This is a genomic window from Ramlibacter sp. G4-7 (assembly GCF_057784995.1).
This window is the reverse complement of record NZ_JBYNTT010000037.1, coordinates 1-10,657: the sequence shown is the minus strand read 5'-3', so window position 1 is coordinate 10,657 and position 10,657 is coordinate 1. Positions and strand designations below refer to the sequence as shown.

Sequence of the window (10,657 nt, the reverse complement as noted above, 5' to 3'; positions counted from 1 at the left end):
CGCGCCGGCGCGCCCTGGGGCCGCGGCGCGCTCGCCGCCGCCGAGGCGCGCTCGGCGTGAGCAGCTTCGCGCGGCGCACCGGGCTGCACGACGCCGCGCGCGAGCAGGCGGTGGCGCGCCTGGCCCGGCGCCTGTCGGAACAGGGCATCGAGCTGGTGCGCTTTTCCTGGTGCGACCTGCACGGCGTGCTGCGCGGCAAGACCCTGGTCGCTGCGGCGGCCGAGCGCGCCCTGCACGAAGGGGTGGGCATGGTGAGCACGCTGATGCTCAAGGACACCTCGGACCGCACGGCCTTCAACGTCTTCGAGCCGGGCGGGACGGCCACCCTGCCCGGCTTCGGATTCGCCAACAACCTGGTGCTGCTGGCCGACCCCGACAGCTTCCGCCAGCTGCCCTGGGCCGGCGCCACCGGCTGGCTGCGCGCGCAGGCCTGGTTCGAGGACGGCACGCCGGTCGAACTGGACACGCGGCGCGTCCTGCAGCGCGCACTGGCGAAGCTCGCCGATGCGGGCTACACCTTGCGCTGCGGGCTGGAGGTCGAGTTCCACATCTACAAGCTGCGCGACGCGCAGCCGGCGCTCGACCCGATGCGGGCCGCCTGGCCCGGCCCGGCGCCCGCCGTGGACCTGGTGCACCCGGGCTACAACCTCCTGGCCGAAGGCTGGTTCGACCTGGCCGAGGAGCCGCTGCGCATCGTGCAGCACACCGCGCAGTCGCTCGGCCTGCCGCTGCTGTCGCTGGAGATCGAGCTGGGCCCCAGCCAGGTGGAAGCGGTGTTCGAGGCGACCGACGCGCTCACCGCGGCCGACAACATGGTGCTGTTCCGCAATGCGGTGAAGATGGCGCTGCGGCGCGCGGGCTACCACGCCACCTTCATGTGCCGGCCGCCCTTTCCCAACATCATGTCCAGCGGGTGGCACTTGCACCAGTCGCTGTGCGAGGCAGGCAGCGGCCGCAACGCCTTCATGCGCGAGGCGCCTGCGCCCGGAACCGATGCGGACGATGCCGCGCACACGCTGTCCGACGCGGGCGAGCACTACCTGGCCGGGTTGCTGGAGCACGCACGCGGCATGGCGGTCTTCTGCACGCCCACCGCGAACGGCTTCGGCCGCTTCCGCCCGAACGCGCTCGCGCCGCAGTCGGTGCTCTGGGGCCGCGACAACCGCGGGGCCATGCTGCGCGTGATCGGCGGCAGCGGCGACCCGGCGACGCGGATCGAGAACCGCATCGGCGAGCCCGCGGCCAACCCCTACCTGTACTTCGCCTCCCAGGTGCACGCAGGGCTGGACGGGATCGCACGCCGGCTGAAGGCACCGCGGGCGACGAACGCACCTTACGCCGGCAGCGGCGAAAGCCTGCCCACCAGCCTGGGCGAGGCGCTGGCCGCACTCGAAGCCGATACCGTGCTGGGCAATGCCTTCGGCCGCGACTTCACGGCCTACTTCAGCCGCATCAAGCAGTCCGAGCAGCAGCGCTTCGCCGCCGCCGAGGACCCCGAGGAATTCCAGCGCCGCGAATACTTCGCCCGTTCCTGAATGATCACGATCCACCTGGTGGCCCCGGACGGGGTCGAGACCACGCTGAAGGCGCGCGCGGGCCAGAGCCTCATGCAGGCAGCCGTCGCCGCGGACGTGCCCTGGATCGCCGCGGATTGCGGCGGCATGCTCACCTGCGCCACCTGCCACGTCTACGTGCGCGAGCCCTTCGCCAGCCGGCTGCCGGCGCCGCAGGACGACGAACGCGCCATGCTGGAATTCGCCGCCGCCGAGCGCCGGCCCACCAGCCGCCTGAGTTGCCAGATCGCGCTGACGAGCGCACTGGAGGGGCTGGCCGTCGACCTGCCCACGACGCAGTACTGATCCAGCCGGCGGCGCAGTCCGCTAGTGCTGCGCGACGCGCTCGCCCAGGAAGATCTCGACGCGGCGGTTCTTGGCGCGCCCGGCCTCGCTGCCGTTGTCCGCGACGGGTTCCCGCTCGCCCCGGCCCGCGACCTGGACGGCCCCGGCGTTCACGCCGCGCGTGACCAGGTAGTTCTTCACCGACTGCGCCCGCTCGAGCGAGAGGCGGTCGTTGAGCTGGTCGCTGCCGGTGTTGTCGGTGTGGCCGATCACGCGCACCTCCGTGTTCTGCTGCCCGCCCAGGCCGTTCGCGAACTGGTCGAGGATGGGGCGCAGGCGCGGATTGATGTCGGCGCGGCCCGAGTCGAAGGAGATGTCGCTGGGCACTTCGAGCTTGAGCTGGTTGTCCGGCGTCTGCGTGACCTGCACGCCGCTGCCGACCGTGGCCTGCTGCATCTGCGACTTCTTGTTCTCCATGTACTTGGACCAGCCGTAGCCGCCGGCCGCGCCCACGACGCCGCCGATGGCCGCACCCTTGGCGTCGCCACCGATCAGGCCCCCGGCCACCGCGCCGACCCCGGCGCCGATCAGGGTGTTCTTGCTCGTGCTGCTCATGGGCTGGCCGGAATTCATGTCCGCGCAGCCCGCCGTCAACAGTGCCGTGGCGCCCAACGCCGCGATGATCTTCTTCATGGTGCAGTCCTTCCCGTGGAAAGCCACAAGGTTAAGAGGACTTCGGGACCGGACCGCCCGTTCGCTGCGCGACGGCGAAGTTGTTGCCATCGCTTACGGCTAGACTGCGGCTCCGCCAGAGGAGAAGCCAATGATCCTGGAGATCGCCGACATCCGCATCCAGCCCGGCCAGCAGGCCGCCTTCGAGCAGGCCATCGCGCGCGGCGCGAGCACCGTCATCGCCGGCGCCAGGGGCTGCCAGGGCTACAAGGTCAACAAGGGCATCGAGTCGCCCGAGCGCTACATCCTGCAGGTGTTCTGGGACACGCTGGAGGACCACACGGTGGGCTTCCGCGGCAGCCCGGCGTTCACCGAGTGGCGCGCGCTCGTCGGCCCCTTCTTCGCGCAGCCGCCGGTGGTGGAGCACTTCACGCTGGTGGCCAAGAGCGACGGGCGCTAGACGTCCAGCGCCGGCTCGTCCTCGTGGCCGGCGACCAGCCGGTCCAGCAGCGCCACGAGCTGCTCCCGCTCCGCCGGCGCCAGCGGCTCCAGGATGCGCTGCTGCACCTTGCCGACCGCCCGGCGCATCTTCACCGCCAGCTCCGCGCCTTCCGGCGTGACCCACAGCAGCTTGCGGCGCCGGTCGGCGGTGTCGGGCACGCGGCGGACCCAGCCCCGCCCCTCCAGCCGCGCGATCACCGAACCGAAGGTCGCGGGATCGAAGGCGACCTTGCGTGCCAGCGTCACCTGGTCCTCGCCGGGATCCTCCAGCAGCGCGCTGAGGATCGCGAACTGCACGGGCGTCACGTCGAAGCCCGAGGTTTCCTCCATGAACAGTGCCCAGGAAACCTGGTGGGCCCGCCGGATCAGGTGGCCGGGCGCACGCCGGAAGTCGTAGCTCTTCGCCATACGGTGCAGTGTAGCGACGGCCGCTGCGCTTGCGCCAAGGCCAATCGATATGTACGCTTATCATTCCTCCATGACCCGCACCCTCACCGAACCCGCGCGCCAGACCCCGGTCTGGGGCGAATACGAAGTGGTCGTCCTCGGCGGCGGCCCGGCCGGCATGGCCGCGGCCGTGGCGGCCGCGCGCGGCGGCCGCAAGACCCTGCTGGTGGAGCGCTACGGCTTCCTCGGCGGCATGGGCACGGCCGCCGGCGTGACCAACTTCTGCGGCCTGCATGCCAACGTGCACGGCGAGATCCGCCAAGTGGTGCACGGCGTGGCCGACGCCCTGCTGGAGCGCATCGCCCGCCTGGGCGGTCTCAACGAGCCGCACGCCCTCTTCGGCAAGACCGTGGCCCAGGCCTACGACACCGCCGCGTACAAGATCGCCGCCGACGACCTGCTGCTGTCCGCGAACGTCGAGATCCTGTTCCACGCGCTGGCCGCGGGCGTGGTCATGGACGGGGAGCGCCGCGTGCAGGCGCTGCTCGTCGAGACCAAGTCCGGCCGCTACGCGGTCGTCGGCCGGACCTTCATCGACGCCTCGGGCGACGGCGACCTCGCCGCCTGGGCGGGTGTGCCGTACGCGCTCGGGGACGGCCAGGGCAACATGCTCTATCCCTCGACCATGTTCCGCATCAACGGCGTCGACGCGCAGCGCGCCGGCAAGGCATGGGAGGTGATCCCCGGCCTGATGCTGCAGGCCGAGTCCGAAGGCCGCTACACCTTCCCGCGCAAGACGCCGATCATCCGGCCGCAGAAAAGCGGCATCGAATGGCGTGCCAACCTCACGCAGCTCGCCAACAGCGAAGGCAACGCCATGGACGGCACGGACGCCCGCGAGCTGTCGGAGGCGGAGGTGCTGGGCCGCCGGCAGATCGCCTCGGTCGCCGGCTTCCTGCGCGAGGTGCCCGGCTTCGAGCAGAGCTATATCTCCGACATCGCGCCCCAGGTGGGCATCCGCGAAACGCGCCGCGTGCGCGGCCTCTACGAACTGACAGAGTCCGACGTGCTGGACTGCGCCAGCTTCGCGGACACGGTCGGCGTCAACGGCTGGCCGCTGGAGCTGCACCTCAAGGGCGACGTGGAGTTCCGCTGGCCGAAGATCCCGCAAAGCCGCGGTTTCAACCACCTGCCCTACCGCATGACCGTGCCGCAGGGCGTGGACAACGTCTGGGTGGCCGGGCGCTGTGCCTCCATGAGCCACGAGGCGCAGTCCGCGGCGCGCGTGACCGGCGCCTGCTTCGTCATGGGCGAGGCCGCGGGCCTGGCCGCCGACCTCGCGCTGAAGGCCGGCACGGCCAACGCACAGGTCGACGTGGCGGCCCTGCAGGACGCCCTGGAACACAATGGCGCCTACCTGGGCCGCAGCTGGTAAAGGAACCTCCATGAACGCACCGATCCCGACCGCGCAGGTCCGCGAACAGCTGTACCGCGACATGGACCGCCACAACCTCACGCCCTTGTGGGAGGTGCTGCATGCGCTGGTGCCGCCGCAGCCGAACACGCCATGCGAACCGGCGTTCTGGAAGTACGAGGAGGTGCGTCCCTTCCTCCTGCGGGCGGGCGATGCGATCACGGCAGAGGAAGCGGTACGCCGCGTGCTGATCCTGGAGAACCCCAAGTTGCGCGGCCAGTCCTGCATCACGCAGTCGCTGTACGCGGGCCTGCAGCTGATCCTGCCGGGCGAGGTCGCCCCCAGCCACCGCCACACGCAGAGCGCCCTGCGCTTCATCGTGGAAGGTTCGGGCGCCTACACCGCCGTGGATGGCGAGCGCAGCACCATGAAGCCCGGCGACTTCATCATCACGCCCAGCTGGACCTGGCACGACCACGGCCACGAAGCGGATGGGCCGGTGGTCTGGCTCGATGGCCTGGACATCCCCATGCTGCGCTTCTTCGACGCGGGCTTCGCGCAGAACAGTCCCGAGCGCTCGCAGCAGGTCACGCGCCCCGAAGGCACCAGCTTCGCCCGCTACGGGCAGAACATGGTCCCGGTGCGGCATGACCCGCCTTTCGGCAAGACGTCGCCGGTCTTCAGCTATCCCTACGAACGCAGCCGCGAAGCGCTCGACGGCCTGGAGCGCCACGCGCCCATCGACGACTGGGACGGTTTCAAGCTGCGCTACGTGAACCCGCTCACCGGCGGCTGGACCATGCCCACCATCGGCACCTTCCTGCAGCGCCTGCCCGCGGGCTTCGCGGGCAAGGGCTGGCGCCAGACCGACGGCGCGGTGTTCAGCGTGGTCGAGGGCGAAGGCGAAGTCGTGCTGGCCCACGGCGGGCGCGAGTGGCGCTACGCCTTCGGGCCGCGCGATCATTTCGTGGTGCCCTCATGGCACACTGCGCGCCTCGCATCGCGCAGCGGCTGCGTCCTGTTCAGTTTTTCCGACCGCCCGGTGCACGAGGCGCTGGGCATCCACAACGAAGAAAGGTTGTCATGAGCTACGTCTTCAACCCCGCGCCCCAGGTCAGCGTCCCCGTGGTGGGCCGGGCCGAGCGCTTCCCGGTGCGGCGCATCTACTGCGTGGGCCGCAACTACGTGGAGCATGCCAAGGAGATGGGTTTCACCGGCCGCGAAGCGCCGTTCTTCTTCTTCAAGCCGGCGGATGCGATCGTGGTGGTGCCGGCCGGCGAAACCGCCACCATCCGCTACCCGAGCCTGACCAAGGACCTGCACCACGAGATCGAACTGGTGGCGTGCATCGGCACCGGCGGCAAGAACATCAAGGCCGCCGACGCGAAAAAGCACGTCTTCGGCTACGCCGTCGGGCTGGACATGACGCGCCGCGACCTGCAGGGCGAGCAGAAGAAGCTCGGTCGCCCCTGGGAGATCGGCAAGTCCTTCGAGGAGTCCGCCCCGATCGGCCCGATCACGCCCGCCGCGCAGGCCGGCGACATCGACAACGCGGAAATCTGGGTGCAGGTGAACGGCAAGGACCGCCAGCGCAGCAGCGTGTCCAAGTTGATCTGGAACATCGGCGAGGTCATCGAGCACATCTCCACCGCCTGGGACCTGGCGCCGGGCGACCTGATCTACACGGGCACGCCCGAAGGCGTCGCCGCGGTGGTGGCCGGCGACACGCTGGTGGGCGGCGTGGGCGGCCTCACCGGCATCTCGGTGAAGGTCCAGGCGGCCTGATCGTTTGTCCCCTGTGGCCGGCGCAACGCCGGCCACTATGATCGCGCGGCAGCCGCCGCGCGCTTGCCGCGCCGGTCCTCGAACAGCACGAAGAATGAGGAGTCCCGTTTGCGCGTCCTGGAATCCCTGGCCAAGTTCTGCGCCATCCTCGCCGGCTTCCTCCTGACCGGCATCACCCTCATGACCTGCGCCAGCCTGCTCGGGCGCAACACCACCGGCACCACGCTGGTGGGCGACTTCGAACTCACGGGCGTGGCGGCCGGCGCGGCGATCGCCCTCTTCCTGCCCTGGTGCCAGGCGCGGCGCGGGAACATCATCGTCGACTTCTTCACGGCCAAGGCCAGCGCGCGCGCCAATGCGCTGCTGGATCGCTTCGGCGCGCTGCTGCTGGGACTGTCGGTGGCCCTGCTCGCCTGGCGCGCCGCCGTCGGCGGCCTGAGCTCCTGGCGCGCGCACTCCACGACGATGATGCTCGGCTTCCCCGAGTGGATCGTGTATGCCTGCATGGTGCCGCCCCTGGTGCTGACGGCCGTGATCGGCATCTGGCAGGGCGTCTTCGGTTTCGGCGAGGAGATCGCGGAATGAGTCCGCTCGCCCTGACCGGCCTCATCTTCGGGATCATGCTGGTGCTGATGGCGATCCGCACCCCGATCGCCATCTCGATGTTCGTCGCCGGCTGCGTCGGCTACGTCCTGCAGTCGGGCCTGGCACCGCTGGAGAGCTTCCTGAACGCGCAGACCTTCGCACGCTTCGCCAGCTACGACCTGTCGGTGATCCCGCTGTTCATCCTCATGGGGCACTTCGCCACCCAGGGCGGCATCTCCAAGGCGCTGTTCGGCTTCGCCAGCGCGGTGATGTCGCGCTTCCGCGGCGGCCTGGCCATGGCGGCGGTGATGGCCTGCGCCGCCTTCGGCGCGATCTGCGGCTCCTCGGTCGCGACGGCGGCGACCATCACCTCGGTGGCGCTGCCGGAACTCAAGCGCCATGGCTATTCGGGCCGCCTGGCCACCGGCACGCTGGCCGCCGGCGGCACGCTGGGCATCCTGATCCCGCCTTCGGTGCCGCTGGTGATCTACGCGATCCTGGCGGAGCAGAACATCGCCAAGCTGTTCGCGGCGGCGATGATTCCCGGTCTGATCGCGATGGTCGGCTACATGATCGCCATCGCGATCTACGTGCGCGTCGTGCCCGGCCACGCGCCCGAGCGCGAGCAGGCCACGCGCATGACCTTGCAGACGCTCACGGGCGTGATTCCCATCGCGCTGATCTTCGGCGTGGTGTTCGGCGGCATCTACGGCGGCTTCTTCACGCCCACGGAGGGCGCGGCGGTCGGCGCAGCCGCCACCTTCGTCGCGGCGCTGCTCAAGGGCGAGATGAGCTGGCAGAAGTTCAAGCACTGCTTCTACGCCACGGCCGAAGGCTCGGCGATGATCTTCATGATCTTCATCGGCGCCGACGTCATGAACGCGGCGCTGGCGCTCACGCAGGTGCCCGGGCAACTCGCGGGCCTGGTGGGAAGCTGGGGCCTGTCGCCGGTGGCGGTGGTCGCGGCCATCCTGCTGTTCTACGTCGTGCTCGGCGCGGTGATGGACGAACTGTCCATGATCCTGCTGACCATCCCCATCTTCTTCCCCATGGTGATGTCGCTGGACTTCGGCATGTCCAAGGAGTCCACCGCCATCTGGTTCGGCATCATGGTCTTGATGACGGTCGGTTTCGGCCTGCTCGCGCCGCCGGTGGGCCTGAACGTGTACGTGGTCAACGGCATGGCGCGCGACATCCCCATCCGGGAAAGCTACCGCGGTGTGATGCCCTTCCTGGTGAGCGACACCATCCGCACCATCGTGCTGCTTTTGTTCCCATCGATCTCGCTGTGGCTGGTCAAGTACGTGGGCTAGGACCCCGGGCGGCAGGGAAAGCCCGCAAGCCGGGCGCACGGCGCTTGCGTTAAGTTGTTGCACCTCCCAGGAGTCCCAGAATGATCCAACGCAGAACGATCCTCCGCTCCGGCGCCGCCGCCGCGCTCGGCGGCTCCGCCCTCGCCGGCATCGCGCAGCAGGCGGTGACCCTGAAGTTCCACACCTTCATGGCGCCCACTTCCAACGTCTGGCTGAACATGCACAAGGCCTGGATGGACAAGGTCGAGAAGGACTCGGGCGGCCGCATCAAGTTCGAGGCCTACCCGGCCATGCAGCTGGGGGGCACGCCCGTGCAGCTGTACGACCAGGCCCGCGACGGCGTCGTCGACATCGTCTGGACCTTGCCCGGCAACACCACCGGGCGCTTCCCGCGCGTCGAGGTGTTCGAGCTGCCCTTCATGATGAGCAATGCGGAGGCCACGTCCAAGGCCTACTGGGAGTACGTGCAGACGCTCGCCCCCGACGAATTCAAGGACACGCAGGTCATCGCCCTGCACGTGCACGGGCCGGGCTGCATCCACACGGCCGACAAGCCGGTGCACACCGTGGCCGACATGCGCGGGCTGAAGCTGCGCGCACCGACGCGCCAGGTGACCAAGCTGGTGGGCGCGCTGGGCGCCACGCCGGTGGGCATGCCCTTGCCGCAGATCCCCGACGCCCTGTCCAAGGGCACCATCAACGGCTGCGTGATCCCGTGGGAGGTCGTGCCCTCGGTCAAGGTGCACGAGCTCACCAAGTACACCGCGGAGTTCGACCCCGCGGGCGGTTCGCTCTACACCACCACCTTCGTGATGGCGATGAACAAGGCGAAGTACGGCAGCCTGTCGCCGGAGCTGAAGAAGATCATCGACGCCAACTCCGGCATGGCCACCTCGGGCTGGCTGGGCAAGGTGCAGCAGGCGGGCGACGCCGCCGGGCGCAAGGCGGCCAGCGACCGCGGCAACACCATCTTCAAGGTCAGCGCCGGCGAGGCGCAGGAGTTCCGCCGCCGCTCCCGCGAGATCGAGGTGCAGTGGGTCGAGGACATGAACAAGCGCGGCCACGACGGCCGCAAGCTGCTCGATTCCGCCCGCGCCCTGATCGACAAGCACACCAAGACCACCCGGGCCTGAGCGCGTAAACTGGGGCCATCCATGCCAGTCCAGGGGCTCCGCCGGAGCCCCTTACTTCGTCCGTGACCCTGCGCAGTCCCATCAAGCATTGCCGCAACTGCGGCGCCGCCGTCGTCTACCGCCTGCCCGACGACGGCGACACCCACCAGCGCGCGGTCTGCCCGGCCTGCGACACGATCCACTACGAGAACCCGCTCAACGTGGTCGGCACCGTGCCCTGGCTGGACGACCGCGTCCTCCTGTGCAAGCGCAACATCGAGCCGCGCTGGGGCAAGTGGACGCTGCCCGCGGGATTCATGGAACTGGACGAGACCACCGCGGAAGGCGCGATGCGCGAGACGCACGAGGAAGCCGGCGCGCAGATCGAACTGGAAGGGCTCTTCACCGTCCTGAGCGTGCCGCGCGTGGGGCAGGTGCACCTGTTCTACCGCGCCCGGCTCCTGAGCGACGTGTTCGACCCGGGGTTCGAGACCATCGAAGCGCGTCTGTTCCGCCAGGACGAGATCCCGTGGGAAGAGATCGCCTTTCGCACCGTCCGGGAGACGCTGCTGCGCTTCTTCGAGGACCGTGCACGCGGCCACTTCGGCGTGCACACGATGGACGTCCTCTGAAGCTGCGGCCCAGGGCCTACTGCGGCCCCTGACGGATCTTGCCGTCCTCGCGCAGGCGCACTTCCTCGCGGTGCTTCTGGCACATCGGATGGTTGCGGGCACCCGGCCGGGCGCAGTTCTCCGACAGGCAGGCTTCCTTGGAGAAGAGGAACTTGTCGCGGCACTGGTCCACCGCCGCCAGGCCGGTATTGCTGGCCACCACGGACGGCTGCACCTTCGCTGACGGGGTGTCGGGTTCGGCGCGGGGCGCCGCCGCCGGGCTCGCCGCGCGGGTGGGCTCGGGTGCGACCGGCACAGGCGCGGCCTTGGCAAGACGCAGCGGCTGGCTGGCGGCCTTGCGGGCGGGCGCCGCCCCGACGACCTTGGCCGTCGGCGCGCTCGCCGGCATGGGCGTGTCGGGGGGATTGGCGGCCGCCGC

Annotated in this window: 12 protein-coding genes and 1 pseudogene; 10 read left to right on the top strand and 3 right to left on the bottom strand. The window is 69.8% G+C overall.

What is annotated here, in order from left to right; translation table 11 throughout:
- The first annotated feature begins 56 nt into the window (after positions 1-56).
- Together AC3EGR_RS25560 and AC3EGR_RS25555 are read left to right on the top strand one after the other, a co-directional pair.
- Positions 57-1,535 (top strand): glutamine synthetase family protein, encoded by a 1,479-nt coding sequence (locus AC3EGR_RS25560; protein ID WP_488549347.1) that lies wholly within the window; start codon positions 57-59, stop codon positions 1,533-1,535.
- A complete protein-coding gene (locus tag AC3EGR_RS25555) occupies positions 1,536-1,859 on the top strand; it encodes a 2Fe-2S iron-sulfur cluster-binding protein (protein WP_488549346.1) in 324 nt (107 codons plus the stop codon). It begins immediately after the preceding gene.
- 21 nt (positions 1,860-1,880) lie between these two features.
- Here the strand turns inward: AC3EGR_RS25555 and AC3EGR_RS25550 are convergent, their stop codons facing one another.
- Positions 1,881-2,531 (bottom strand): YiaD family glycine zipper/OmpA-like lipoprotein, encoded by a 651-nt coding sequence (locus tag AC3EGR_RS25550; protein WP_488549345.1) that lies wholly within the window; start codon positions 2,529-2,531, stop codon positions 1,881-1,883.
- A 130-nt stretch (positions 2,532-2,661) separates the two neighbouring features.
- Here AC3EGR_RS25550 and AC3EGR_RS25545 point away from each other — a divergent pair, with 130 nt between their 5' ends.
- On the top strand, positions 2,662-2,970 hold the full coding sequence (locus tag AC3EGR_RS25545) for an antibiotic biosynthesis monooxygenase family protein (protein WP_488549344.1): 309 nt from the start codon (positions 2,662-2,664) through the stop codon (positions 2,968-2,970).
- On the opposite strand, the gene AC3EGR_RS25540 is transcribed toward AC3EGR_RS25545, so the two are convergent.
- A complete protein-coding gene (locus AC3EGR_RS25540) occupies positions 2,967-3,419 on the bottom strand; it encodes a MarR family winged helix-turn-helix transcriptional regulator (protein WP_488549343.1) in 453 nt (150 codons plus the stop codon). The genes AC3EGR_RS25545 and AC3EGR_RS25540 overlap by 4 nt on opposite strands.
- Before the next feature lie 70 nt (positions 3,420-3,489).
- On the opposite strand from AC3EGR_RS25540, the gene AC3EGR_RS25535 reads away from it, so the two are divergent.
- The 7 genes from AC3EGR_RS25535 to AC3EGR_RS25505 all read left to right on the top strand — a co-directional run bounded on the left by AC3EGR_RS25535 (position 3,490) and on the right by AC3EGR_RS25505 (position 10,239).
- Positions 3,490-4,833: an FAD-dependent oxidoreductase gene (locus tag AC3EGR_RS25535; protein ID WP_488549342.1), complete on the top strand. Its 1,344-nt coding sequence runs from the start codon at positions 3,490-3,492 to the stop codon at positions 4,831-4,833.
- Between the two features lie 10 nt (positions 4,834-4,843).
- Positions 4,844-5,899: a gentisate 1,2-dioxygenase gene (gene gtdA, locus AC3EGR_RS25530; RefSeq protein WP_488549341.1), complete on the top strand. Its 1,056-nt coding sequence runs from the start codon at positions 4,844-4,846 to the stop codon at positions 5,897-5,899.
- Complete coding sequence (locus tag AC3EGR_RS25525; protein ID WP_488549340.1) at positions 5,896-6,597, top strand: fumarylacetoacetate hydrolase family protein; 702 nt, start codon at positions 5,896-5,898, stop codon at positions 6,595-6,597. The genes gtdA and AC3EGR_RS25525 overlap by 4 nt, the downstream gene beginning before the upstream one ends.
- A gap of 108 nt (positions 6,598-6,705) precedes the next feature.
- Entirely contained in the window at positions 6,706-7,182 is a 477-nt protein-coding gene (locus tag AC3EGR_RS25520; protein ID WP_488549339.1) for a TRAP transporter small permease, read from the top strand.
- The gene (locus AC3EGR_RS25515) at positions 7,179-8,495 is read left to right on the top strand and encodes a TRAP transporter large permease (RefSeq protein WP_488549338.1); all 1,317 of its coding nucleotides are present in this window, start codon (positions 7,179-7,181) and stop codon (positions 8,493-8,495) included. Before AC3EGR_RS25520 ends, AC3EGR_RS25515 begins: the two co-directional genes overlap by 4 nt.
- Before the next feature lie 80 nt (positions 8,496-8,575).
- Positions 8,576-9,628: a TRAP transporter substrate-binding protein gene (locus AC3EGR_RS25510; RefSeq protein ID WP_488549337.1), complete on the top strand. Its 1,053-nt coding sequence runs from the start codon at positions 8,576-8,578 to the stop codon at positions 9,626-9,628.
- 62 nt (positions 9,629-9,690) lie between these two features.
- Entirely contained in the window at positions 9,691-10,239 is a 549-nt protein-coding gene (locus tag AC3EGR_RS25505) for an NUDIX hydrolase (protein ID WP_488549336.1), read from the top strand.
- 16 nt (positions 10,240-10,255) lie between these two features.
- Here the strand turns inward: AC3EGR_RS25505 and AC3EGR_RS25500 are convergent.
- Positions 10,256-10,657 (bottom strand): annotated as a pseudogene (locus tag AC3EGR_RS25500) (hypothetical protein); the annotation flags it as partial.

Excerpts from the sequence above, each read along its gene's own strand:
- AC3EGR_RS25550 (WP_488549345.1), bottom strand. The coding sequence starts at position 2,531 with ATGAAGAAGATCATCGCGGCGTTGGGCGCCACGGCACTGTTGACGGCG.
- AC3EGR_RS25535 (WP_488549342.1), top strand. The coding sequence starts at position 3,490 with ATGACCCGCACCCTCACCGAACCCGCGCGCCAGACCCCGGTCTGGGGC.
- AC3EGR_RS25555 (WP_488549346.1), top strand. The coding sequence starts at position 1,536 with ATGATCACGATCCACCTGGTGGCCCCGGACGGGGTCGAGACCACGCTG.
- AC3EGR_RS25545 (WP_488549344.1), top strand. The coding sequence starts at position 2,662 with ATGATCCTGGAGATCGCCGACATCCGCATCCAGCCCGGCCAGCAGGCC.
- AC3EGR_RS25540 (WP_488549343.1), bottom strand. The coding sequence starts at position 3,419 with ATGGCGAAGAGCTACGACTTCCGGCGTGCGCCCGGCCACCTGATCCGG.
- AC3EGR_RS25510 (WP_488549337.1), top strand. The coding sequence starts at position 8,576 with ATGATCCAACGCAGAACGATCCTCCGCTCCGGCGCCGCCGCCGCGCTC.
- AC3EGR_RS25525 (WP_488549340.1), top strand. The coding sequence starts at position 5,896 with ATGAGCTACGTCTTCAACCCCGCGCCCCAGGTCAGCGTCCCCGTGGTG.
- AC3EGR_RS25515 (WP_488549338.1), top strand. The coding sequence starts at position 7,179 with ATGAGTCCGCTCGCCCTGACCGGCCTCATCTTCGGGATCATGCTGGTG.
- gtdA (WP_488549341.1), top strand. The coding sequence starts at position 4,844 with ATGAACGCACCGATCCCGACCGCGCAGGTCCGCGAACAGCTGTACCGC.